Raw genomic sequence first — 22245 nt, 5'->3', positions numbered from 1 at the left:
CTCAAGCTTTGCTGCGGCAGTCGAACTCGGGAATCGTATTATGGCCTACCAAATACTGTAGCGGTCGGCGGCCAGCAATTCAACACTACCGTGCCGGTCCCAAGTTTGTCAGCCTACGTGTCGGAGGCGGGCCCTGTTTTGACGATCTCTTCGGCCACGGCCTTCGCCTGCACCCGGATGTCGGGGACGGCGGTGATCTCCCAGAATTGTCCCGCCGTCAAGGCGCCGACGGCAAACAGCCGCGCGGGCAAGATCCGGGACGGAGCCGTCACTTCGGAAGCCGCATCCACCTGGATGCCGAGGCCGAGAGGATCGGGGACGATCAGCTGAAAGCGGCTCATTTCCCTCAGAAGCGGCGAATGGCTGATCCCGGCGCGCTCCATGCCCGTGCAGTTGACCAGCCAGTCCGCCTTGATCTCGGCGATCTCACGCTTGGCTCTGACCCTATATCCGGCGACCAGCCTGTCATCTTCGGCCTCGAGCGATTTCAGGAAGCCGGCGTGAAAGCGAACGGTTCCATTCGAGACCAGCGTCTCGAAGCCGGCGAATACGTCGGGCGCGACACGGTGGCGATGGATGTTCCACCAGGGAAGCGCGTGCCGCAGGAAGCGGGCTCGCTCCTCGTTCGAAAGCCGTTGCCAGAGAGCCTGCGCGACCGGCCTCAGGCCGTCCATCACGCTCCTCCAGTCGGCGACCTCCCTGCTCTTTTCCCGCAAGAGCTTCAACAGGCCGCTGATCGTAGCCGGAAGCGTGTGCACGTCGATCGGCAGCGGCGCGGGCGGCGTCCTTGCATGGCCGAGCGGTGCCAGGCCGCGCCGCGAAAGCACCTCGATCCTGCCCCTATGACCATGGGCGCGAAGTGCCAGAACCTGATCGATCATCGTCAGGCCAGAGCCGAGAATACAGACCGCATCGGACGGTGCGACACGCCTCAGCCATGAAAGCCGCCATGGGTTCTCGACGACCCGCGATCGCAAAAATGGCGGGACGCCGGCCGGATCGACCGGAAGGTTCGCGTTTCCAACGCCAAGACAGAGCACCACATTCTTTCCGGCAATCTCGTCGCCATTGCCGAGATGGAAGGCGAGCGTGCTGGTGTAGCGCTCCACGCATCCGGCCGCCTTGGCCTTGATGAAGTCGACCCGGCAACGGCCATCCCGCTTTCGAAGCAGCCGCGCAAGCGTATCCCTGACATAAAGGCCGTAATCGCTGCGCGAGGCGAAATCGCCGGCCTGCATAGGACGTCCATGGGCCTTCAGCCAGTCGACGAAATCGTCAGGGTGATGGGGCAGCAGGCTCATGCGGCCGGCCGGCACGTTGAGGCGGTGGAGATAGAGCTCCGTCCTATATGCCGTCCCGCGTCCGAAACCGGCATCGTCGCCGACGACCGCGATCTTCGCCGACGCGGGAAGCAGCTCGACGAGATTACAGGTCACAGCGATCGCTGAAAAACCGGAACCGACGACGATAACATCGTATGTCAAGGCATTCTCCCTGAACCTCGGTAAAGCCGCTTCTTGTCACTCACCGCCACGCGGATGGCTCAACCGGCAGAATCACGAAAACAATTATCTTCATAGTCTATAAATATAGTTTGTTATTCCTCCCGCCAGCCCCATATCAACCATTACCCTTTTGCATGTGAGATCAAGGGGCCGGGTGGCCCTCGAACAAAGGGGCTCAAGATGAATTTCAGAAATTTGCTTGCCGCAATCGCCGTCGGCGTCGGCACTCTCGCAACGGCGATCGCCGCTGAGGCGGCGGACAAGAAGGTCGTCGTCGGCTATCAAACCGACGCCCTGCCGTCTTCCGTGGCAATCGCCAACGGCGAATTCGCCAAGAAGACCGGGTATGACATCGACTTCCGCAGGTTCAATTCCGGGGCCGAGATATTCGCGGCCATCGCCTCGGGCGACGTTCAGGTCGGCTATGTCGGCTCCAGCCCGTTTGCAGCTGCGGTGTCGCGCGGGCTCGAGGTCAAGGCCTTCTACCTCGCCTCCATCTCCGGCATCGATGAGGCTCTGGTCGTCCGCAACGGCTCGGGCATCGAAAGCCTGAACGATCTGAAGGGCAAGAAGCTTGCCGCCGCGCCTGTCTCCACCGACCACTATCAGCTCCTGGCGCTGATCAAATCGCTTGACCTGACCGAAAAGGACGTCCAGGTTTTCGCAATTCCGCAGCCGGAGATCGTCGCGAGCTATAATCGCGGCGATATCGACGGCGGCTTCGTCTGGGATCCGGCGCTCACCGAACTCAAGAAGAACGGCAAGGTGCTGGTGACCTCCAAGGATGTGGCAGACAAGGGAGCGCCGACATTCTCCGCCTGGGTCGCCACCTCGAAGTTCGCGACCGACAACCCGGAATTCCTGAGGGGCTTCGCCTCGGTCATCAACAAATACTACGCCTCCTTCGCATCGGATAAGGCCGCCTGGGGGCCTGACAGCGACAACGCCAAGTCGCTCGCCAAGCTTCTCGGCGGCGGCGAGAAGGCCGGCGCCGGCAAGATCCTCAAGGACACGGCATCGTTCCTGAAAGAACAGGGCAAGGTGTCCGACGTGCTGGCAAATTACGGCGCCTTTGTCACCGCAGACGCGCTTACCAGCGTCAGCAACTGATCCTCCCCGACGCCGGCGCGACACTTGCGCGCCGGCGTCGAACCTTGCGAGCGGACCATGCTTAAAGTCGATCACGCCAGCGTTTTCTTTGCAGCCCGGGACGGGCGGACCGTCCATGCGCTCGATCGCGTTTCCTTCGATATCCCCGAACGGGGTTTCGTGGTCGCGCTCGGCGCCTCGGGATGCGGCAAATCAACCCTTCTGAACGCAATTGCCGGTTTCCTTCCACTGTCGGATGGCCGGATCACGCTCGATGGCCGCGCGGTCGAACGCCCCGGCGCCGATCGCGGCGTCGTCTTTCAGAAAGATGCGCTGCTGCCCTGGAAATCGGTGGCCGACAATGTCGCGCTCGGCCTGAAATTTGCCGGCGTCAACCGCAGGGAGCGACAGGCGCGCGCGTTCGAACTGCTCCGGCTCGTCGGCCTCGACGAATTCGCCAATGCCTTTCCCTACGAGCTGTCGGGCGGCATGCGCCAGCGGGTCGGCATCGCCCGCGCGCTCGCGACCAATCCCGACATCCTGCTGATGGACGAGCCGTTCGGGGCGCTCGACAGCCTGACGCGCGAGCAGATGCAGGAACTGTTGGTTTCCGTCTGGAACAAGACGGCAAAGAAGATTTTCTTCATTACCCACTCGATCGAGGAGGCCCTGTTCCTCGGTACGCAGGTCCTCGTCATGTCGCCTCGGCCGGGGCGCGTCGTCGCCCGCTTCGATCTCGATTTCATCAGACGCTTCGCCGAGACCGGCGATGCACGATCGATCAAGGCGTCGCCGCAATTTGCCGAGTTGCGTGAGGAGATTCGCGCCATTCTCCACAGCAGCGACGATTTGAGGAGTGCGGCATGAGCGATATCGTCCAGTCTCCGTCGATTGCGGCGCATAGAGAGGACCGGCAGGTCAAGCTGGTGAAGATGGCAAGTTTCGGCGCCGGCGAGAAATCCACGGCGGCGATCAGTGTTGCCACCGCCTTGGCGATCCTGCTGCTGTGGTGGCTCGTCTCCGCGCTCGCCCTCGTGCCCCACCTGTTCCTGCCGCGTCCGGACGAGGTGCTGACGCAGATCGGCCTCGTCTATCGCGACGGTTATGCCGGCGCATCGCTTTCCGAACATATCCTTGCGAGCCTGTTCCGCATCGTCGTCGCAGCGCTGATCGCCATCTCCGCCGGCATTCCGCTCGGACTGCTCATGGGCCTGAACCGCTGGGCCAAAGGCGTATTCGATGCGCCGATCGAGTTCTACTGGCCGCTTCCGCCGCTCTCCTACCTGCCGCTGATGATCATCTGGCTCGGTATCGGCGAAACGTCCAAAATCACGCTCCTGGTGCTGGCAATGTTCGCGCCGATCTGCCTCTCGGCCCAGGCAGGCGTCCGATCGCTGCCGATCGAGCGCGTCAACGCCGCCCTTTCGCTGGGCGCGAGCCGGCTGCAGCTCTTCATCGACATCGTCCTGCCGTCGGCCCTGCCGGAAATCCTTACCGGCATCCGCATTGCCCTCGGCGTCGGCTGGGGCACGCTAGTCGCCGCCGAATTGATCGCCTCGACGCGCGGTATCGGCTTCATGATCATGTCGGCATCGCAGTTCCTGGCAACCGACGTCGTCTTCGTCGGCATCGGCATCATCGCGGTCTGCGCCTTCACCTTCTCGGCCGCCATCCGTTTCCTGGAGACCTACCTTGTGCCGTGGAAAGGCAAGCTCTGAGGGAATGAGCAGTTCAAAACGTCAAAGCGCCGCGGGTCTGAAAAGACGCGCGGCGCTTAACGCCTTTGCGCAACCTCGTTCAGACCATGGATCGATTGGAGTTCGGCGGCGACGAGCTCCTGGAGGCGCCATAAATTGCGATCGCGGATGCCGCGTTCTTCCAGATGCTTCACCGTCAGATAGAGGTATTCGGCGCAGGAGCCCATATGTCCGCAGGCCTTGGCAAGCACGCGCGCCACCGTCTCCAACGGCAATCTGCGGGAAACGCGCTCCCCTTTCGGGCCGGCCCAAAAGACCAGGGCGCGCACCAAGCCATGTGCGGTCTCGACAGGAATCCAGCGAACCGTCGCCGCATCTTCGATCGTGCCGACCTCACGGCGGATCAATCGCCGAATCTGACCGAGGCGATCGTCATCGGCAAGCTTGTAGAGGATGCCGTTGCAGCGTCCGCCACGATCAAGCGCCATCATGAGGCCGGGCTGCGCCCGGCTTCCCCGCCAGCGGGTCATCTTCAGGCAGAAGGACCGATGCCAACCCCTTGCTGCGCCGCGCTGCCACTCGACGGCATCGAAGTCCGGCTTCCATATCAATGAGCCATAGGCGAAAACCCAGAGCGGCGCGCCGGCGGATTCCTGCAGCAGCCGCCTGGCGAACGTCTCCACCTCCACCTCGGTCAGCGGCGTGCGGTGCGGCTCGGGACCGGGATCGAGCTCGGGGCGAAGGCTGAGCGACACGAGCTCGTCCGTAAGAGCCATGCTGGTTGCGCCGAGCATCCGAACCTCGCTTCGCCGCATTAAAGCCTGCTTATGCTCGGTGATATCCCTCACCTTTCAATGCACCGTAAATCTGGCCGCGTCGGCCCGGCGCCGCTGCAGGCTGCGGATCAGCATCGCGGCCTCCCTGACGATCGCCGCAAATGTCGTATCGTCGGCCTCGGCGATTCTTCCCGTCATGTCGCGGATGATCGTCGTCAAATGAATGATCGAATGGCGATGTTGCGCCTCGTCCGGTCCAATTTCGACCTCGGCCATGGCAAGCAGCGTCTGCACCAGGCGCTCCATGGTTTGCCGGCGCCTGCTCCTGGGGTCGGCATTCGGATCTTCACTGAGGCGCAGGAGATCGTCGATGATATCGGACATTCCGCTTCCATTCACATCGCAAAGGCCGGCCGCGCGAAACCGCTGCGCCTTCGATCGCCGGTGCGCATCTGCAAGGCATCCAGCAGCCGGTAGCCGGTTCGCCAGCGGCCAAAACCACTTGCGATGTTGATGTGGCCGGCAAGGCCGATATTCCTGGTCTCCGCCTTCCACAGTCGTCCAAACAGGGTCAGCCGATCGACCGTCATGTAGGCGTCGTTCATGCTGCCGATGACGATGCTCGGAAATGGCAGAGGCGCCGTCGGCATGCCGCCGAACGCGATATGCCCGGGATGTAGTATTTCCGTGGCCGGCAGATCGCAGGGAGCAACGAGCAATGCTCCCTTCACGCGCCGGGCAGCGCTTCGCCCGGCCAGCCGAGCGGCGAGCAGGCATCCGAGACTATGGGCGACCAGATAGGCTTCGCCAGCCTCTTCAAGCGCTTCTTCCAGTCGCGGCAACCAGCTGTCGAGGCTGGGATGATCCCAATCGTCCTGAGCGACAAAACGGCTGCCCGGCTGATCCTGCAGCCAGTGCTGTTGCCAATGCCCCTCTCCCGAGCCGAACAATCCGGGGAGAATGAGGACTTCGCTCATCTGATCAGTCCGATCACCAAGGCGAAGAGGAAGGTGAAGGAACCGGCGACCGTGCAGATCCCGGGCGCATGCCTGAACTGCGACATGAGGCTTCCCGTTGCTCTGCTGGTGTCGTGCCGACGGTCGCCGGTCTCAACAGCAATCGCCATCCCGCCGCCCTCCTCAATACCAAAGTCCCGGCATTGCGCCCCAATAGTGAAGTTCGTATTCGCGCGCCGACCGTTCCTGCTCCTCGTCGCGGGTGACCGCTGCGTTTGCAGGCTTTCGCAGCCGGCGCCGGAAGCGGGCGATCGCAACCTTCAGCCAGAAATGGAAATCGAGCTTCATGCGAACCTCCTGTCAGGAACTGGTCGGTTGGGAAATCAACGAATGACGTTGCGCATTGGCGAGAAGATCGCGCAGCGATGCAGTCGGCCCGTAGAGCATCAGCAGGCGGTTTTCCTCGCGCTTGGCCAGCCGATATCGACGAGCAAATTCAAAGACGCTCCAGATCTGTTCGCTTGATCCCTGCGGGCCTGCATCATTCATCGCTGCCTCCTGAGAACGAAGTTCGTGACTCGCCTTATTCGGCCGCCGCTACTGTCGGTCTTGCCTCTGGAAAGAAGGCCGACAATTCGCCGACCACTTCGCCGATGCGGTTCGAAAGCGCATCGGAAGAGACCGCGTAATCCGCAAAATCACGGTCGGACGCATAGACTGCCGTCGGCAGCGTATGGGCCATGAAGAAACCGAATAGCGGCCGGAGCTGATGCTCGACCATCAAGGCGTGCCGATCGCCGCCGCCGGTCGCCGTAATGATGATCGGCTTCGCGCGAAGCTCCTGCGGATCGATCAGATCGATGAGGTGCTTGAAAAGGCCGGGGTATGAGCCCTTGTAAGTCGGCGAACCGATAATCAGCACATCGGCCCTTACGATCTCGTCGACGACACGCCTGGCCTGCTCGTCGAGGTCCTTGCGCCACAGCGCGCCGCCCAGCGACGGACCGACATCGTGCAGATCATAGGTTTTGCTCGAAAAGCCGTATCTGATGCTGGCGCGTTCGGCGACATGCCGGACGAGCGCCAATGTCTTCGATGGGCGGTTGAAGCTGCCGGCAATGCCGACGAGTTTGAAACCTGACATGGTTTTTCCTCTCTCTGGTTGCCTTCAAATATTGTCTATAAAATTACTGGATTAAAGGAATGTGCATCTCTCCTTCGGCGCTCGATTGAAAAAACATTCGTCTTGAAGCTTACGGTCGGTCGCCGCGGAGATGGCTTTCCAGGAAGGGCAGATTGTCCTGGCCCCAATAAAGCTCGCCGTCGTAGACATAGCTGGGAAAACCGAAGACGCCGCTGTCGCGCGCATGCACGCGGTCTGCCGACCATTTGTTCTGGACGTCGTCGTCGGCTTGCCGCCGGAGAAGTGCTGCGCCATCGAAACCGGCTGCTGTCACGATCGCCTCGCGAACATCAGCCTTGCCGATATCCCTCGCCTCGCTCCAGAAAGCATGCTGCAGGGCCCTGCTAACGCCAATCCAATCCTGCCCGTCGAGATAGGCGGCGATCACGAAGAGGGATGCCGGGGTCGGATCGCTGAGCTCCGGCCGATGCTCCAGCCGCAATTCCTTGCCACGCACGCGCGCCCAGCGTTTGAGGTCGCGCGTCCAATAAGCACGACGGATCTCCGGGCGGTTGCGCGAGAAGATGCCGCCATTCTCCTCGACCACCGTCGTCAGATAGGGCGTGACGACGACGTCGTTCTTCGCCGCCAGTTCGGTAAAGGCGTCGAAGCCGATGTGGGACCAGGGCGAGCCGATCGAAAAGAAATATTCCACCGATTTGGTCACTGACGAATGTTCCTCCTGAGATGATGGGTTGATGGCGAATGCGTGCCGTCGTCTGCTGACGGCCCTTCAGGAAGCGGCCGAATTTCCGGCTGCGCTTTCCATCCGAGCTCCGGGGCGATTCTTGTCGCCAGGTCGTGGAGGATCTGGCGATATTCCTCGTGCTCAAACTCGTAAGGGAGCTCCAGCCGCAACTCGCTGACCTCGGGCAGGATCGGATCGGCGAAAAGCCGCTCGAGAATCTCGTCCGACGTGCCGACGATATCGCGGGCGAACAGGGTGCGCCGCTCGCCCTGCGGCGAAAGCGTCCGCTGATGGCGGCCGTCGGCATAGTCGCGGTAGCGGCGGCGCGTTGGCGCATCAGCGCTGTCGAAAGGCACGATGACGCGGCCGAGCGCGACGCGGCGCTGCGTTCCAGAGTCGCGATAGGTTTCAATCAGCCTGGATTGGGCGACGAAGAAATCGTCGGTCCCCTCCCCCGTTATCACATTGCCCGTCAACAGGTTGAAGCCGTTGCGGCCGGCCCAGCCGGCCGAGCGCTGCGACCCGCCGCCATACCAGATCCGGTCGATCAAGCCGTTGGCATAGGGCTGCAGGCGCGGCCGCCGTGGGCCGAAGGGCGTCTTGATGAAGGTCTCGTCGTCGCCGAGATAGGTGCCACGCAGATTGTCGGCAAAGCGCAGCACGCGGTCATGCGAGAAATCGTAGCTCGTCCAGTCACCGTCGAAGGCGAGCGGACCGATCAGCTCGGCATGCAGCGGCCGGCCGGCGCTGACGCCAATATTCAGCCGCCCGCGCGAGAGAACATCGACCGTCGCAAGGTCCTCGGCCAGCCGATACGGGCTTTCATAACCGATCGGAATGACTGCCGTTCCGAGCGCGATCCGGCTGGTGCGCTGGGTGGCCGCCGCCAGAAAGGCGCTGGCGGACGAGATCCCCGGCTCCAGGTGCCGCTGGCGGACCCAGGCGCTGTCGAAGCCAAGCGCCTCGCCATAGTGCAGTTGCTGGAGCGTCTGCTCCAATCCCGACAAGGGATCATCATCGGAATAGTTGCCGGGGGTGAGGAAGCCGATCTGGCTGATGGATATATTGCCGCCGCTCATCTCATGTCTTCCGCTGATCAATATTTCGGCAGGCCGGGCGGATTGGTCTCGGATGCCGGCAGAGCTTCCTCGGAAAGATGCCAGTGAGCGAGAATCCTCGCATAGGTGCCATCCTTGATCAGGCCATTGGTGGCAATGGTCAGCGCATCGGCGAGCCCGCTTCCCTTGCGGGTGGCGATGGCGACGTCCGATCGATCCGGCCAGCCGGCGCTCAGCGTGCCCACCCGCTTGATGTTCTTGTCACGCGCCGCGATGAAGACGAGCTGCGCGTGCGGCTGGACGATGACATCGGCCCGACCGGAACGCAGCGCGAGGAGGCTTGCCGCCTCGTCGTCGTAATATTGCAGCTCGATCGGCTTCAGGCCCGCGGCAACATCCTCTTCGCTCCACTTGACCAGGATGCGCTCCTGGTTGGTCCCGGCGCCGACGATGATTCTGAGGCCGGCCGCATCCTTCGGCTCCTTGATCGAGGTGATCGGGCTATCAGCTTTCACGAAGATACCGTGCAGACCCTGGCGATAGGTGGAGAAATCGAACTTCTCCTTGCGCTGCTCGGTCACGCCGACATTGGAGATGACGGCATCATATTTGCCCGATGTGAGGCCGAGCGGCCAGTCGATCCAGGCGACCGGTACGATCTCCAGCGTCAGGCCGAGGCTGTCGGCGATCGCATAGGCGTAATCGGGATCCGCGCCGACCACGGTCTTGGCATCGGTGGCGTAAGTGGAAAGCGGCGGGCCGCCGGGGCTGACGGCGATGGTGAACTTGCCCGGCGTGACGAACTTGAATTCCTTGGGGATTGCGGCGATCGCCGCATCGTTCCTGGCTGCATGAAGCCTGCCCGGCTGCTGCGGGCTCAGGTCGAAATCATCGGCCGCATGGGCTGCACTGAGGCCAGTCAAGGCTGCCGTCAGCGCCACAAAGAAAAAGCTGCGGATATCAAGAAAACTCGCCACGTTCGATATGTCTCCGTTTGCAGTGCAAGGCAGGGACGGACCGGCCCGAACGGCCGTCCGTCCCATAAACATTACGAACCGCTCTTCGGCAGGCCGGGCGGGTTGGTCTGGGCCTTGTCGATCGCCTCGGGACCCAGATTCCAGGCGTCGAGGATCTTCTTGTAGGCGCCGCTGGCAATCAGGTCGTTGACGACATTGGTGACGGGCGCCGCCAGGCCGCTGCCCTTGCGCGTGGTGACGGCGATCTCGGCCGTGATCGGCCAGCCGCCGCTGACGGTGCCGACGAGTTTGGTCTTGCCGTTGATTCCCGCCGCATAGGCCTGCGTGGCGTTGACGCTGAAGACCGCATCGGCCCTGCCGGACTGGACGGCGAGGTCCTTCACCGCATCATCGTCGTAATATTGCACCTCGATCGGCTTGAGGCCGGCCGCGACATTCTGCCGGTCCCACTCCAGTAGGATCTTCTCCTGATTGGTGCCGGCATCGGTGATGACCTTCAGGCCGGCAATATCCTTCGGCTCCTTGATCGATGTGATCGGATTGTCGGCCCTGACGTAGAAACCGAGCTCATCCTTGCGGTAAGTCGAGAAATCGAACTTTTCCTTGCGCTCTTCCGTCACCGTGACGTTCGAGATCACCGCGTCGAACTTGCCGGAGGTGAGCCCCAGCGGCCAATCGGCCCAGGCGACGGAAACGAGATTGAGCTTCAGGCCCAGGCTGTCGGCAATGGCCTGCGCCAGATCGACGTCGTAACCGATGACCGTCTTGGAATCGGAGGCATAGTCATGCAGCGGCAGATTGCCGCTTGAGCTGATGCCGACGGTGAAGACGCCGTTTTCGACGAACTTGAAGTCTTTGATTTCAGCGATGCGTTTCTCGTTCTTTTCCACCCGCAGCCGGTTCGGCTGTTCGGGGCTGAGATCGAACTTCTGCTGCGCCTGAGCGGAACCGAAACCGATCGCGCCGATGGTGACGGCTCCTGCTATGAGAAGCCTTACCCTATCTGTAAATGCCATACCCCTTCTCCATTTCATCTTAAGGTTGTGTTTATTGTCATTCGACCGGAGCAGCCCGTCGCGGCCCGGCATTTCACCAGCGCTGTCCGCGCTAGAGAACCTTGGCGAGGAATTCGCGCGCTCGAGGATGCTCCGCTTGCGTGAAGATCCGGGCCGGCGGACCGGCCTCCAGAATGCGGCCGCTTTCCATGAAGACGACGGTGTCGGCGACTTCGCGGGCAAAGCCGATTTCGTGGGTGACGATGACGAGCGTCGTTCCGGTGCGGGCGAGCTCCTTGATGACGTCGAGCACCTCACCGACGAGTTCCGGATCGAGTGCGGAAGTCGGCTCGTCGAAGAGCAGCACCTTGGGGCGGAGCGCCAGCGCGCGGGCGATTGCGACGCGCTGCTGCTGGCCGCCGGAAAGCTGGCGCGGATAGGCATTGATCTTGTCGCTGAGACCGACGCGTGCCAGCAGTTCCTGCGCCAGTTGCACGGCTTCCTCACGGCCGAGACCGCGAACCTCGATCGGCGCCTCGATGAGGTTTTCGAGCACGGTCAGATGCGGGAAGAGATTGAAGCTCTGGAAGACCATGCCGATATCGGCGCGGCGTTTGAGGATATCCTTCTCCTTAAGCTCGTAGAGCGTATCGCCCTTCCTGCTATAGCCGACGAAATCGCCATCAATGGAGATGAAGCCGTCGTCGACACGCTCCAGATGATTGATCGACCGCAGCAGCGTCGACTTACCCGAGCCGGAGGGGCCGAGAATGGCGGTCACGCTGCCGGCCGGCAGGTTGAGCTCGACATCGTCGAGCACCTTCAGCGAGCCGAAGCTTTTCGAGATGCCGTGGATGCGCACCGCACCGCCTGCCCGGAGAGCTCCCGCATCATGGAAACCAAGATTGCGCACTTTATCGGCCGCGCTATCGAGAACCGGCAGTGGCCGGCGGAAGCGTTGGAAAAATGCCTGGAAAGGCAGCGGTGCCGGATTGCGCACGGCGCCCCTGGAGAAATAGCGCTCGATATAGTGCTGGGCGACCGACAGCACGGTCATGATGATCAGATACCAGACGGTCGCGACCATCAGCAGCGGAATGACCTCGAGATTGCGGCGGTAGATCACCTGGACGGTGTAGAACAGTTCCGGCAGCGCCAGCACATAGACGACGGACGTGCTTTTCGCCAATCCGATGAGCTCGTTGAAACCGGTCGGCAGGATGGAGCGCATGGCCTGCGGCAGCACGATGCGAAACGCCTGGCGGCGGCGCGGCAGACCGAGTGCGGCAGCGGCCTCCAGCTGCCCATGATCCACCGACAGAATGCCGCCGCGGACGATCTCGGCGAAGAAGGCCGATTGGTTGAGCGTGAGGCCGAGATAGGCAGCGGCGAAGGGCGTCAGCAACTGCACAGTGGGATAATCGAACAAGACCGTGTCGGTGAACGGGACGCCGATCCTGATCGTTTCATAGAGATAGCCGAGATTGTTCAATATCAGGAGCAGCACGATCATCGGGATCGAGCGCAGCAGCCAGATATAGCCCCAGGAAAGGCCCGATAGCAGCGGCGACTTGGAGACGCGGGCGAGCGCCAGGGCTGTTCCGAAGATGGAACCCGATATGGCGGCAAGCGCGGTCAGCAGCAGTGTCCGGCCGAGGCCGACGAGCACCGGCTCGGCGAAGAACCATTCGGCAAAGACGTTCCAACCCCAGCGCGGATTGGTGAAGGTGGAATAGAGCACGGCGACGATGACGACGGCCGCGAATATCGTGCCCGCCAATCGCTCGGGATGACGCGCCGGCACGATGCGGTAACGGGAATAGTCCTGCTTCGGTTCTGCCGTCCTGCTGCCGGGCTCGATGCCCGCGAAATCCGTCGTCAGTGCCATTCTTGCTTCCCTTTTATGATTATCGTCGTGTCGCTTTCAGAGATTTGCGCCGGCCACGCGCAGGCGCGGTTCGGCCGCCTCGGTTCCGAAGACCGGCGGAACGAGATGGGTGATGTCCTTCTCGAAGGGCAGGCTCTTGTAGATCTCGGGATCGGCTGACGTGTCGAAGAGAGCGCTGTAGCCGTAGTTCAGATAGAGGCCGACGGCCTCGGGCTGGCGGAAACCGGTCGTCAGATAGATCCTCGTATAACCTTGACGGGCCGCCTGAGCTTCCAGCTCCACCAGCAGCTTGCGGGCAAGGCCCTGGCGGCGCAGATCCACGCGTGTCCAGATGCGTTTGAACTCGGCCGTGCGATCGTCGTAATGCTTGAAGGCGCCGCCGCCGATGGTTTCGCCATTGCGGATCAGCAGGAGGAAATTGCCGTGAGGCGGCGCGAAAGCTTCGGGCGGATAGCGGTTCAATTCGGCCGCGGCGCCTTCGGCATTGAAATAGGTGCCGTAGCGGCTGTCATATTCGTGGATCAGCTGATCGATCAACGGCTTGGCGCGGGGATCGAGAGGGGTCGTATAGAGAAACGTGTCGCTCATATCGTTCGTCACCCATTGTCTTCAGTGAGGAATGTTTCCGCGAGCCGGACCCAGTAGCGGGCGGCCGGCGCGATGATCACATCGTTGAAATCGTAATGGGCGCTGTGGAGAGGCGCGCTGTCGCCGTTGCCCACGAAGAGGTAGCTGCCGGGATTGGCCTGCAGCATGAAGGCGAAATCCTCGCTTGCGGTTCTCGGACGGAAATCCTTCTCGATCGCGGCGAGACCAAGCGCGTCATAGGCGACGTCACGGGCAAACGCCGTTTCCTTGGCGTGGTTGACCAGCGCCGGAAAACCGAGCCGGTAGTTCACGTCCGTCTCGGCGCCGAAGCTTTCGGCCTGGGCGCGGGCGAGTGCTGGAATGCGCTCCTGCAGAAGCCGGCGAACTTCTTCGCTGAAGGCCCGCATGGTCAGTTTCATCTCCACGCTCTCGGGTATGACATTCGAGGCGGAGCCGGCATGGATCGAGCCGACGGTGGCGACCGCCATATCCTGCGGATCGACATTGCGAGAGACGACGCTCTGCAGGGCGGTGATGAAGGAAGCCGAAGCCAGCACCGGATCGACGGCGCGGTGCGGCTCGGCGCCGTGGCCGCCTTTTCCGATGATCCTGATGACCGCCTGGTCGACGGAAGCCATGGCCGGACCGGTGACGAAGCCGAACTGGCCCGCCGGCACCCCCGGCCAGTTGTGCAGTCCGAAGACCGCATCGACTGGGAAACGTTCGAACAGTCCTTCCGAGATCATCTTGCGCGCGCCGGCGCCGATTTCCTCGGCGGGCTGGAAGATCAGCCTGAGCGTGCCGCTGAAATTGCCGCTTTCGGCGAGATAGCGGGCGGCGGCAAGCAGGATCGCGGTATGCCCGTCATGGCCGCAGGCATGCATGACGCCGGGATTGCTGCTGGCATAGGCAAGGTCGGTCGCCTCCTCGATCGGCAGCGCGTCCATGTCCGCCCGGATGCCGATCCTCTTCCCGCCCTCGCCGCGTCTGAGGGTGGCGACGATGCCGGTGCCGGCAATGCCCGTCGCCACCTCATAGCCCCAGGAGGAAAGGCGGGACGCCACCAGCTTGCTCGTCCTGAGCTCCTGGAAGGCCAGCTCGGGATATTGGTGCAGGTCGTGGCGAAGCGCGATGATCTCATCGAGATAGGCGGCGATACCCTTCTCGACCGGATCGTTGCTGCGCGTGTTCAGAGCGATGGTGTCCATAGCGGTTCGCTCGGCGCCTCAGGCGCCGACAGCCCTTCCCTGCTCAACCTGATCGGCGCCGGCCGCATACCGGCTTTCCCGGAAGGGGAGGCCCAGATGATCGCGCAGCGTCTCGCCCCTCAGGACCGGATCGAAATAACCGCGCGCGGTCAGGATCGGCAGGACGTGCTCGGCGAAGTCGTCGAAGCCTTCGGCGATGACCGGGAAGCCGAGAATGAAGCCGTCGGCGGCGCCATGATCAACCCAGCGGATGATCTCGTCGGCGATATGCTCCGCCGTGCCGATGAAGGCAGTGCGCGGCGTCGCGGAATCGAGTGCGACCTGGCGGAGCGTCAGCCCCTTCTCGCGCGCCGTCCTCTTGATGCGGTCGGTGGTGGCGCGGAAATTATTCCTGCCGATATCGCCTATGTCGGGGAAAGCCTCATCGAGCGGGTAGACGCTGAAATCGTGATGATCGAAGAAGCGGCCGAGATAGAGGAGCGCCTCCTCGATCGTGACGAGATTGCGGATCGCCTGATACTTGGCTTCCGCCTCCTCCGACGTCTTTCCGACGATCGGGCCGATGCCGGGATAGATGCCGACCTCAGCCGCGGCGCGTCCCTGAGCGATGACACTGTCCTTGAGCTGCCGATAGAAGCCTTGAGCCTCTTCGAACGGTCCGCCATTGGTGAAAACGGCATCGGCATGCTTGCCGGCAAGCCTGATGCCGGAGTCCGAAGCGCCCGCCTGGAAGATCACCGGCTGACCTTGCTTCGAGCGACCGATATTGAGCGGTCCTTCGATGCGGAAGAACCGGCCCTTATGGTTCAGGCGATGCATCTTCGCCTTGTCGACAAAGACGCCGGTCTCGCGATTGCGCACGAAAGCGTCGTCGTCCCAGGAATCCCAGAGACCTTTGATCGCATCGATATAATCCTCGGCGATCTCATAGCGCAGCTCGTGCTCAGGATGTTCACGGCTGTAATTTCGCCCCGAACCCTCGAGCGGCGAGGTCACCGCATTCCACCCTGCCCTGCCGCCGCTGATGAGATCGATCGTGGCAAACTGGCGGGCAATGGTGAAAGGATCGCTGTAGGAAGTCGAGACCGTGCCGACGAGGCCGATCTTCGAGGTGGAAGCCGCCAGCGCCGAGAGAATGGCGATCGGCTCGAACCGGTTGAGGAAATGCGGGATCGACTGCTCGTTGATATAGAGCCCGTCCGCGACAAAGGCGAAAGCGATGCCTGTTGCCTCCGCCTTGCGCGCCGTCGTCACAAAGAAATCGAAATTGACGCTGGCATCGGCCGGTACGCTCGGATGTTTCCAGGCATTCATATGGCCGCCGGGACCTTGCAGCATGATGCCGAATGTGACGTGTTTCTGAGCCATGGGATCGATCCTCCTTGGAAAGGTCAGGCGACGAGGGAAAGGCGCTCGGCGGCGAGCAGCTCGATGGAGGCAAGGCGGTCGGCGGTTGAAAGCGCCGGCGTGTCCAGCACGAATTCCTTGACGCCGTGGCGGCGGTGGAGCTCGTCCAGTTCCTTGCGGATCTGCTTTGCCGTGCCGTGCAGCACGCTCGGCACCCTCTCCTCGATGCGGTAATCGGTGACGCCGGCCTGCCGGGCGAATTCGGCTGCTTGCTCTTCGCTGCCGACATTGACGGTCTGACCGTTCGGCAGGAACACTTTGACGATCCGAAGCTTACCGACACGCTCGCGGGCATATTCCTCGCTTTCGGCAGCGAAGGCCGCGAGCGCCAGGATGGGGCGCTTGCCGCCCGAGGCCCGTTCATAGGCTTCGAAGGTCTTGCGCAGATTGTCGGGATCGCCATTTAGATGGCCGGCGAAGACGAGCTCCCACCCCTTCTCGGCCGCGAGTTCGGCGCTCTCGACGCTGGCGCCGAGCAAGAAACGCTCCGGAGCCGTCGGCGGGAAAGGGGTCGCCTGGGCACCGTCGTAACTGGGATCCGCCGCGAGATAGGTGTTGAGATCGGAAAGCTGGCTCGCAAAATCCGGCTTCCTCACCGGATCGACGGCAAGCTGCAAGGCGCGCGTCGACAGCGGAAAGCCGCCCGGCGCCTTGCCGACGCCGAGGTCGACGCGGCCAGGCGCAAGCGATGCCAGGAGATTGAAGGTCTCGGCAACCTTGTAGGCGCTGTAGTGCTGCAGCATCACGCCGCCGGAGCCGACCCGGATCCTCGAAGTCTTGGCGAGAAGATAGGCGATCAGCGCCTCCGGCGCGGAACTCGCCAGGTTGGACATGTTGTGATGTTCGGCGACCCAGAAACGGTGATAACCGAGCTCCTCAGCCCGGGCGGCAATCTTTACCGTCGCCCGCAACGCGTCGGCGGCGGAGAGGCCCTGTTCGATCGGGCTTTTGTCGAGAAGGCTGAGGAGGTAGGTCATGGCGCCACGATCCGCTCAGTAGTTGTAATATTTAATCTATAAAATCAGTAGACAAATATCATGATAAGAAATGACATTCTCTTTCGCGGACACTGAGAGGAAAAAAGCAGCCGCAGCTGCGACGGAAATTCAGACGCCGGGAATGCGGGCGCGCATGCGCATGGATCTTTCAATCGACCATTTAATGATCTATATTCTGGTCAACATGGAGTAGCCGCATGAAGCTGTCAGAACAGGTCAAGCCGATCAGCTATCTCAAGGCACACGCGCCCGAGATCATCCGGACGCTGAAGGACAATCCGCAGCCCGTCGTCATTACCCTTCACGGCGAGGCCAAGGCGATCCTTCAGGATGTCGGCCAATATGAAGAAACGCAGGAAACGCTGGCGCTGCTGAAGGTGCTGGCGCTCACCAATCGACAGGTCGAGGAAGGCAAGCTGCGTCCTGCATCGGAATCCTTCGCGCGCATCCGCAAACGTCTGGCCGACGACCAGTCCTGATGCGTTATCGTGTTCTTCTTGCCGAGGACGCGGAACGCGACGTCGAGGATCTCTATCGTTTCATTGCCGCCCGCGACGGCGCCGAGATGGCACAGCGCATCCTGACGGAAATCGAAAGCGCCTGCGCCGATCTCGAAGAATTCCCGGCACGCGGAAATATTCCGAAGGAACTGGCCAGCATCGGTATCTCCGAATATCGCGAACTGCACCATAAGCCCTGGCGCATGATCTACCGCATCATCGGCACCGACGTCGTCGTCTACTGCGTGGCAGACGGCCGTCGCGATATGCAGGCCTTCCTGGAACGAAGGCTGATCCGCTAAAGCGCGTCGCGATCTTTCAGATTCGCTTCGCTTTAGCTCTTTGTTTTTACGCATGTCGTTGCCGCAAAACCGCTGCACACTTTTGCGCGACCTGCTGTAACATTCGGCATCCCCCTCTCCTTGGGCATCGTCGCCGGCGATCATCCGAGCATGGATGACCCGGACGAGCGCCGAAAACTTATCCCGCCTTTCGGCCGGCCGGCGCATTTGCCCGCAAGAGCGCCATCAACATCGGGCCGATCGCGAATTCTCCCTTTTCGCTACGCCGCGTCAGGTCGCGAAGATAGCCGCCGGCGGAATTGATGTGGCCTCCGCGCTCCAGGATGCACGCCATCACGGTCGCGGCATTTTCCGCGCCCATCACACTTGCCGCCTCCTCATAGGCGGACGGGCTGACGCCCAGCATCGATCGAACTGTGACGGCTGCCGTCATCAGGTCGCGCCAGTTTCGGATCACGCCATCCGGCCCGTAGGCAAGGATCTCGGGGCAGGCCTGCAAAACCAGGCCGAGCGGGAAGGATTTCAATCCGCCGGCATCATCACGGCCGCCTGGTCGTCCAACCTGCCGTCCCGGCCGATTGTCCGAACGGATCGCCTCGCTCCTCCCCTCTTCCGGCGTCACGGCACCTCGCCCATTGTCTTGCTCCGCCCTCGCGCCCTGCTTCGTGTCGAAGCCTGGTTCAAGTTCAGAGATGGAGTCGGGGTTTGAATTCTGTATGTGACGCTCGATATGAGAGGCATTGCCGCGCTGTTTTATCGCTTTAGCTCGACTTTCCAGCCGGTTAAGGATATCCACCCGAAGCGCCGTCAATTCGTCCAGCAATTGTTCCAGCTGTGCCGTCGTCGGTGACCGTGGCAGGCCTTCGATCAGTTCCCGGAACTCCAGGTGAAGGCTCTGCCAATCCCCCTCAACGTCCTCTTCGATGGCCGCTTCGATCAGCTTGGCGATATCACGACGACAAAGCGTGATGCGTTCGCGCAGGCGCTGGACATGCAGCCGCTCGGCCATCACCTCAGCGGCCAGTTGTTCGATCTCTTCGGCGCGCGCAAGCAGCGGCGCCAGCGAAAAGCCGAAGGCGTCGTTGACCTCCCCTGCCCTGTCCCTGCGGACATAACGCTTGCCGTTGGGACTATCCTTGCGCAGCAGAAGCCCCGCCTCGACGAGTGCTGTAAGATGGCGCCGCACGGTCTGCTCGGCCATGCCATGCGTTCTCAGCGAAAGCTGGACATTCGACGGGAATACGATCAACCCGTTTTCCTCGGCCAGCTCGTTCTTGGGATAGAAGCTCAAGAGCGCATTGAGCACCGCTAGCGCCCGGTCGCTGATGCCAAGCAGCGGCTTTGCTTCGCACAGCGCACGAAACAGCTTCCATTTGTCGACCGATTGATCAGGCTTGATCTCACCCGCCATCACCTGGCTTGCGAGCATGCCAAGCGTCATCGGCCGCCGCCCGAAGGGCGTCGTTATACTTCCGGTTTCCATCTCTTCCACCTCGACGAGGCAAAAGAAATCCGCTCGCCAAAACGGCGCCAAAAACTCTTGACAGCGATTCTCGGAAGTGCGATTCTCGGAGGTGTTCAAGACTGCGAGGAAAGCTTCCGTGACGGTGACGTTCGGGGGCTTTTTTCTTTTGCGCGTTATCTCCTGTCCGAATTGTCAGCTGACAATCGGTCTAACTGCCTCATTTTCCCTCATTTTCCTCTTCGAACTCAGCGGCGAGGCCTATCAACCGCCGGGCCAGGAATTCCGAAAACGCCGCCGATTTGACGGCGATGCGAAAGGTTTTTCCAGCACGGGTCACCGAAGCGAGCGTTCCCCCGCTTCGGGTCCGAAGCGTCTGCTCCGCCCGCTGCGGTGCGCTCTTTTCTTCCAGCGCCTTCCAGATGATATCGAAGCGGCTATTGCTCTCCAGCGTGTGGAAAGCTGCAGCGCCGATTGCGGCCTGCGCCTTTTTCCGCCCGCCTGCCTCCCTGAATTTCTCGGCAAAGGCCAACCAGCGCGGACGCCCGACCTTGGGCGCCGGTCCGATGGCCAGAATGATCTCGGGATCGATCGTCTGCGCCACCTGCAGTAGCCTTGACGTTTCCGGCTTGTCCGTCGCCAGCGCCTGGGCAATCATGTCGCGGCTGAAGCCGTGTTCATCCATGCGTCGCGCAAACAGCGCCCTTTCGATGAAACTCAAGTCGACGCGCGGGCCGTTTTCCTGACCCTGTGCGAGGATCAATTCTTCATCCGTCAGCTTGCGCACCACGGCCTTGACCGTAACCCCGATCTCCGCAGCTGCACGCAGCCGTCTGTGACCGTAGGCGGCCTGGTAATGCCCGGCCTTGACGGGATCCGGCCGCACCAGGATCGGCACCTGCTGCCCGCTTTCCTGGATCGACTGCTTCAACCGCTCGAATTCGAGATCCTTGTCGACCGGGATGCGGTCGCGGATAAAGGACATTTCGACGGCAGCCGGATCGATCTCCAGCACCTTGTCGCCGGAGGCCAGTGATTCACGCAGCGCCTTGGCGGCCGCCGCTTCCTCACCCAATCGTCCAAGCGACAGGTTCATCGCCTTGACCGCGCCGGAGGGCCGGTGCGGCGGCGGCGCGCCCGGCGCCTCCGGCCGTGCCGGCTCCACGGCGCCGACCATGCTCTTCAGGATATCGCGTCCTTTTGGGCTCATGTCCTGCTCCATGCACTGCGAATGAGTTGCTCGACCTCGGCATTGACGTTGTCGACGGACTCGACGCCGCGGTCATAGGTCTGGCGATGCATCGTCTCGCGTCCGGCCTCGTAGATCGTCTGCTTCGACAGGCCGGCATCCGAAACCGCCGTCGACTTGACCATCATCGAGGTCAGTACACGCTCGCCGAACAGGCTGCGCAGGAAGGCGACGATCTGGGCCTGCGGACCATCATTGGCCTCATAGCGGGTGACCAGATAGCGCATCCAGTCATATTCGAGGTTGCCGCCCGCCTGCTTGACCACGGCCAGAAGGTCGGAGGTCATCGTCAGGAACTGGTTCATCGAGGCCACGTCGAGCATCTGCGGATGAACCGTAATCAGCACGGCCGTCGCTGCACAGAGAGCCGACAGCGTCAGGAAGCCGAGGGTAGGCGGGCAATCGATGATGACGACGTCGTAGCTCTGCTCCAGCGAATGCAGCGCATTGCCCACCCGCATGAAGAACATGTCCTTGTCGTCGCGATTGGTATCGGCCAGCGCTTTTGGCGTGTCGTGTTCGAATTCGTGCAGTTCGAGATTGCCGGGGATGAGATCGAGACCTGGGAAATAGGTCTGGCGGACGATGTCGGCGACGTCGCGGCGTGTCTCGTCATATTTGATGGCGCCGTAGAGCGTCTCGTTCTCGCCGACATCGAATTCCGGCTGATATCCGAGCATCGCCGACATCGATGCCTGTGGGTCGAGGTCGACGGCAAGGACGCGGTAGCCGCGCAGCGCCAGGAACTGCGCCAGATGGATGGACGTCGTCGTCTTGCCCGAGCCACCTTTGAAATTGGTAACCGCGATCACCTGGAGATGGTCGCCCGGCCGGCGCATCGGCAGATAAGACGGTTTGGTGCGGCCGAGATGCTGGCGCATCGCATGAATTTCTTCGAGCGAGAACACCCGGCGGCCGGAGGCCGTCTTCTCGGGATTGATCGTTTCCACCTGGGCGGCGAGGTGGCGAACATAACTGTCGGTGACGCCGAGCAACTTGGCGGTCTCGGTGCTGCTGAACCGCCGCAGCGATTTCCGGGCATCGGGGGAAAACAACCGCTCGAACAGCACCTGCAGCTGGCTGCTGAGCATCGTCGAGTCCTGGGCAATCGTCTCGTCGATCGAGACTTGACTGGCTCTCTTGGCTTTCTCAACAATCGCGGCCTTGGTCGGCATTCACGCAAATCCTGATAAATCGGGTAATTTTGCGCAAATGACCGTGAGTCTGGCGATTCCGTCAAGCGGTTTCTTGGTTAGCCAACCAATAACAAACCGGATTCAGCAGAAAAATTACGTGGAATTCCGGAATCTTAGCGCCGTTGTCAGCTGACAACGGCGCAGAGACTGCATCCCGCAAGCCCCCCGAGCCGTCAAATGTCGTCGACTCATAGCCGAATGGCTCAGTTGGGCCATTTCTTATTTATAGACAGACGAGCGGTACAGGCTTTCAGCTTCCAGCCCGCGGACGGGTTCGTTGCCGGAGGACTTGTCATTTGCATCTTGGCTCTCGGGATCGCGACGTGCCGGAGCAATGCCGAGCATTTGTTCGAGACGGCCGGCATTGAGCGGAGCGCTTATTCCCTTGAAATTCATCTTCCATCTTTCGTCTGTGTATGGACTTGCCTGAGGTCTGGAAGTTAAGCGCAATTTGACCCTGGCGAGAACTGCCTGGCACGTTTATCACCATCTTTTCCATACAAGGCAGAAAGGGGGAGGGGAG

At 61.7% G+C, this 22245-nt stretch carries 27 protein-coding genes; 6 read left to right on the top strand and 21 right to left on the bottom strand.

What is annotated here, in order from left to right:
• Positions 1–113 precede the first annotated feature (113 nt).
• Positions 114–1484, bottom strand: coding sequence for an FAD/NAD(P)-binding protein (locus EFD56_RS16075; RefSeq protein WP_126905762.1), 1371 nt, complete (start codon positions 1482–1484; stop codon positions 114–116).
• A gap of 201 nt (positions 1485–1685) precedes the next feature.
• Between EFD56_RS16075 and EFD56_RS16070 the strand changes: the two genes are divergently transcribed.
• From EFD56_RS16070 to EFD56_RS16060, 3 genes are read left to right on the top strand one after another with little or no spacing between them, the layout of a single operon-like run.
• Positions 1686–2615 carry a taurine ABC transporter substrate-binding protein gene (locus EFD56_RS16070; protein ID WP_126905761.1) on the top strand — a complete coding sequence of 310 codons (930 nt, stop codon included), beginning with the start codon at positions 1686–1688 and terminating at the stop codon, positions 2613–2615.
• 57 nt (positions 2616–2672) lie between these two features.
• The gene (locus EFD56_RS16065) at positions 2673–3461 is read left to right on the top strand and encodes a taurine ABC transporter ATP-binding protein (RefSeq protein WP_126905760.1); all 789 of its coding nucleotides are present in this window, start codon (positions 2673–2675) and stop codon (positions 3459–3461) included.
• A complete protein-coding gene (locus tag EFD56_RS16060; protein ID WP_126905759.1) occupies positions 3458–4312 on the top strand; it encodes an ABC transporter permease subunit in 855 nt (284 codons plus the stop codon). The genes EFD56_RS16065 and EFD56_RS16060 overlap by 4 nt, the downstream gene beginning before the upstream one ends.
• A 56-nt stretch (positions 4313–4368) precedes the next feature.
• Here the strand turns inward: EFD56_RS16060 and EFD56_RS16055 are convergent, their stop codons facing one another.
• The 16 genes from EFD56_RS16055 to EFD56_RS15990 form a co-directional block, all read right to left on the bottom strand.
• Entirely contained in the window at positions 4369–5139 is a 771-nt protein-coding gene (locus EFD56_RS16055; RefSeq protein ID WP_126905758.1) for a gamma-glutamylcyclotransferase, read from the bottom strand.
• A 3-nt stretch (positions 5140–5142) separates the two neighbouring features.
• Complete coding sequence (locus EFD56_RS16050) at positions 5143–5451, bottom strand: hypothetical protein (protein ID WP_037147494.1); 309 nt, start codon at positions 5449–5451, stop codon at positions 5143–5145.
• Positions 5452–5462: 11 nt separating this feature from the next.
• Positions 5463–6044: an RBBP9/YdeN family alpha/beta hydrolase gene (locus EFD56_RS16045; RefSeq protein ID WP_126905757.1), complete on the bottom strand. Its 582-nt coding sequence runs from the start codon at positions 6042–6044 to the stop codon at positions 5463–5465.
• Positions 6041–6193, bottom strand: coding sequence for a hypothetical protein (locus EFD56_RS32650; RefSeq protein WP_164736836.1), 153 nt, complete (start codon positions 6191–6193; stop codon positions 6041–6043). The genes EFD56_RS16045 and EFD56_RS32650 overlap by 4 nt, the downstream gene beginning before the upstream one ends.
• A 13-nt stretch (positions 6194–6206) precedes the next feature.
• Entirely contained in the window at positions 6207–6371 is a 165-nt protein-coding gene (locus EFD56_RS32645; RefSeq protein ID WP_164736835.1) for a hypothetical protein, read from the bottom strand.
• 12 nt (positions 6372–6383) lie between these two features.
• Positions 6384–6572 carry a hypothetical protein gene (locus tag EFD56_RS16040; protein WP_126905756.1) on the bottom strand — a complete coding sequence of 63 codons (189 nt, stop codon included), beginning with the start codon at positions 6570–6572 and terminating at the stop codon, positions 6384–6386.
• A 34-nt stretch (positions 6573–6606) separates the two neighbouring features.
• Positions 6607–7167: an FMN reductase gene (msuE, locus tag EFD56_RS16035; RefSeq protein WP_126905755.1), complete on the bottom strand. Its 561-nt coding sequence runs from the start codon at positions 7165–7167 to the stop codon at positions 6607–6609.
• 109 nt (positions 7168–7276) lie between these two features.
• Positions 7277–7873: a 2-hydroxychromene-2-carboxylate isomerase gene (locus tag EFD56_RS16030; protein ID WP_126905754.1), complete on the bottom strand. Its 597-nt coding sequence runs from the start codon at positions 7871–7873 to the stop codon at positions 7277–7279.
• Positions 7870–8973, bottom strand: a complete 1104-nt coding sequence (locus tag EFD56_RS16025) for an LLM class flavin-dependent oxidoreductase (protein ID WP_406549983.1) — start codon at positions 8971–8973, stop codon at positions 7870–7872. Before EFD56_RS16025 ends, EFD56_RS16030 begins: the two co-directional genes overlap by 4 nt.
• A gap of 17 nt (positions 8974–8990) precedes the next feature.
• Positions 8991–9929 carry an ABC transporter substrate-binding protein gene (locus EFD56_RS16020; protein WP_126905753.1) on the bottom strand — a complete coding sequence of 313 codons (939 nt, stop codon included), beginning with the start codon at positions 9927–9929 and terminating at the stop codon, positions 8991–8993.
• Between the two features lie 71 nt (positions 9930–10000).
• Positions 10001–10945, bottom strand: coding sequence for an ABC transporter substrate-binding protein (locus tag EFD56_RS16015; RefSeq protein ID WP_126905752.1), 945 nt, complete (start codon positions 10943–10945; stop codon positions 10001–10003).
• 91 nt (positions 10946–11036) lie between these two features.
• Complete coding sequence (locus EFD56_RS33460) at positions 11037–12812, bottom strand: amino acid ABC transporter permease/ATP-binding protein (RefSeq protein WP_126905751.1); 1776 nt, start codon at positions 12810–12812, stop codon at positions 11037–11039.
• A 36-nt stretch (positions 12813–12848) separates the two neighbouring features.
• A complete protein-coding gene (locus EFD56_RS16005; protein ID WP_126905750.1) occupies positions 12849–13412 on the bottom strand; it encodes a GNAT family N-acetyltransferase in 564 nt (187 codons plus the stop codon).
• Positions 13409–14608, bottom strand: coding sequence for a M20 aminoacylase family protein (locus EFD56_RS16000; protein ID WP_126905749.1), 1200 nt, complete (start codon positions 14606–14608; stop codon positions 13409–13411). The genes EFD56_RS16005 and EFD56_RS16000 overlap by 4 nt, the downstream gene beginning before the upstream one ends.
• 18 nt (positions 14609–14626) lie before the next feature.
• Positions 14627–15976 carry an LLM class flavin-dependent oxidoreductase gene (locus EFD56_RS15995; protein WP_126905748.1) on the bottom strand — a complete coding sequence of 450 codons (1350 nt, stop codon included), beginning with the start codon at positions 15974–15976 and terminating at the stop codon, positions 14627–14629.
• A 23-nt stretch (positions 15977–15999) separates the two neighbouring features.
• The gene (locus EFD56_RS15990) at positions 16000–16992 is read right to left on the bottom strand and encodes an LLM class flavin-dependent oxidoreductase (RefSeq protein WP_126905747.1); all 993 of its coding nucleotides are present in this window, start codon (positions 16990–16992) and stop codon (positions 16000–16002) included.
• Positions 16993–17062: 70 nt separating this feature from the next.
• Between EFD56_RS15990 and EFD56_RS32640 the strand changes: the two genes are divergently transcribed.
• The 3 genes from EFD56_RS32640 to EFD56_RS15980 are packed head-to-tail and all read left to right on the top strand — an operon-like array spanning position 17063 to position 17815.
• Complete coding sequence (locus EFD56_RS32640; RefSeq protein ID WP_004676160.1) at positions 17063–17206, top strand: hypothetical protein; 144 nt, start codon at positions 17063–17065, stop codon at positions 17204–17206.
• Positions 17207–17210: 4 nt separating this feature from the next.
• On the top strand, positions 17211–17492 hold the full coding sequence (locus tag EFD56_RS15985) for a type II toxin-antitoxin system Phd/YefM family antitoxin (RefSeq protein WP_004676161.1): 282 nt from the start codon (positions 17211–17213) through the stop codon (positions 17490–17492).
• The gene (locus EFD56_RS15980) at positions 17492–17815 is read left to right on the top strand and encodes a type II toxin-antitoxin system RelE/ParE family toxin (protein WP_064819503.1); all 324 of its coding nucleotides are present in this window, start codon (positions 17492–17494) and stop codon (positions 17813–17815) included. Before EFD56_RS15985 ends, EFD56_RS15980 begins: the two co-directional genes overlap by 1 nt.
• Before the next feature lie 178 nt (positions 17816–17993).
• On the opposite strand, the gene repC is transcribed toward EFD56_RS15980, so the two are convergent.
• The 4 genes from repC to EFD56_RS32635 form a co-directional block, all read right to left on the bottom strand.
• Positions 17994–19298 (bottom strand): plasmid replication protein RepC, encoded by a 1305-nt coding sequence (gene repC / locus EFD56_RS15975; protein ID WP_126905746.1) that lies wholly within the window; start codon positions 19296–19298, stop codon positions 17994–17996.
• Between the two features lie 199 nt (positions 19299–19497).
• Positions 19498–20487, bottom strand: a complete 990-nt coding sequence (gene repB / locus EFD56_RS15970; RefSeq protein WP_126905745.1) for a plasmid partitioning protein RepB — start codon at positions 20485–20487, stop codon at positions 19498–19500.
• Entirely contained in the window at positions 20484–21701 is a 1218-nt protein-coding gene (gene repA / locus EFD56_RS15965) for a plasmid partitioning protein RepA (RefSeq protein WP_004676164.1), read from the bottom strand. Before repA ends, repB begins: the two co-directional genes overlap by 4 nt.
• A gap of 240 nt (positions 21702–21941) precedes the next feature.
• Positions 21942–22118 carry a hypothetical protein gene (locus EFD56_RS32635; RefSeq protein ID WP_004676165.1) on the bottom strand — a complete coding sequence of 59 codons (177 nt, stop codon included), beginning with the start codon at positions 22116–22118 and terminating at the stop codon, positions 21942–21944.
• Positions 22119–22245: the final 127 nt, after the last annotated feature.

Source organism: Rhizobium phaseoli (genome assembly GCF_003985125.1).
GTDB lineage: Bacteria > Pseudomonadota > Alphaproteobacteria > Rhizobiales > Rhizobiaceae > Rhizobium > Rhizobium phaseoli.
This window is presented reverse-complemented; position numbering and strand designations above follow the sequence as displayed.

Coding starts and splice junctions, on each gene's coding strand:
- EFD56_RS16070 (WP_126905761.1), top strand. CDS start 1,686: ATGAATTTCAGAAATTTGCTTGCCGCAATCGCCGTCGGCGTCGGCACT.
- EFD56_RS16065 (WP_126905760.1), top strand. CDS start 2,673: ATGCTTAAAGTCGATCACGCCAGCGTTTTCTTTGCAGCCCGGGACGGG.
- EFD56_RS16060 (WP_126905759.1), top strand. CDS start 3,458: ATGAGCGATATCGTCCAGTCTCCGTCGATTGCGGCGCATAGAGAGGAC.
- EFD56_RS16050 (WP_037147494.1), bottom strand. CDS start 5,451: ATGTCCGATATCATCGACGATCTCCTGCGCCTCAGTGAAGATCCGAAT.
- EFD56_RS16045 (WP_126905757.1), bottom strand. CDS start 6,044: ATGAGCGAAGTCCTCATTCTCCCCGGATTGTTCGGCTCGGGAGAGGGG.
- EFD56_RS32650 (WP_164736836.1), bottom strand. CDS start 6,193: ATGGCGATTGCTGTTGAGACCGGCGACCGTCGGCACGACACCAGCAGA.
- EFD56_RS32645 (WP_164736835.1), bottom strand. CDS start 6,371: ATGAAGCTCGATTTCCATTTCTGGCTGAAGGTTGCGATCGCCCGCTTC.
- EFD56_RS16040 (WP_126905756.1), bottom strand. CDS start 6,572: ATGAATGATGCAGGCCCGCAGGGATCAAGCGAACAGATCTGGAGCGTC.
- msuE (WP_126905755.1), bottom strand. CDS start 7,167: ATGTCAGGTTTCAAACTCGTCGGCATTGCCGGCAGCTTCAACCGCCCA.
- EFD56_RS16025 (WP_406549983.1), bottom strand. CDS start 8,973: ATGAGCGGCGGCAATATATCCATCAGCCAGATCGGCTTCCTCACCCCC.
- EFD56_RS16015 (WP_126905752.1), bottom strand. CDS start 10,945: ATGGCATTTACAGATAGGGTAAGGCTTCTCATAGCAGGAGCCGTCACC.
- EFD56_RS33460 (WP_126905751.1), bottom strand. CDS start 12,812: ATGGCACTGACGACGGATTTCGCGGGCATCGAGCCCGGCAGCAGGACG.
- EFD56_RS16000 (WP_126905749.1), bottom strand. CDS start 14,608: ATGGACACCATCGCTCTGAACACGCGCAGCAACGATCCGGTCGAGAAG.
- EFD56_RS15995 (WP_126905748.1), bottom strand. CDS start 15,976: ATGGCTCAGAAACACGTCACATTCGGCATCATGCTGCAAGGTCCCGGC.
- EFD56_RS15990 (WP_126905747.1), bottom strand. CDS start 16,992: ATGACCTACCTCCTCAGCCTTCTCGACAAAAGCCCGATCGAACAGGGC.
- EFD56_RS32640 (WP_004676160.1), top strand. CDS start 17,063: ATGACATTCTCTTTCGCGGACACTGAGAGGAAAAAAGCAGCCGCAGCT.
- EFD56_RS15985 (WP_004676161.1), top strand. CDS start 17,211: ATGAAGCTGTCAGAACAGGTCAAGCCGATCAGCTATCTCAAGGCACAC.
- EFD56_RS15980 (WP_064819503.1), top strand. CDS start 17,492: ATGCGTTATCGTGTTCTTCTTGCCGAGGACGCGGAACGCGACGTCGAG.
- repC (WP_126905746.1), bottom strand. CDS start 19,298: ATGGAAACCGGAAGTATAACGACGCCCTTCGGGCGGCGGCCGATGACG.
- repB (WP_126905745.1), bottom strand. CDS start 20,487: ATGAGCCCAAAAGGACGCGATATCCTGAAGAGCATGGTCGGCGCCGTG.
- repA (WP_004676164.1), bottom strand. CDS start 21,701: ATGCCGACCAAGGCCGCGATTGTTGAGAAAGCCAAGAGAGCCAGTCAA.
- EFD56_RS32635 (WP_004676165.1), bottom strand. CDS start 22,118: ATGAATTTCAAGGGAATAAGCGCTCCGCTCAATGCCGGCCGTCTCGAA.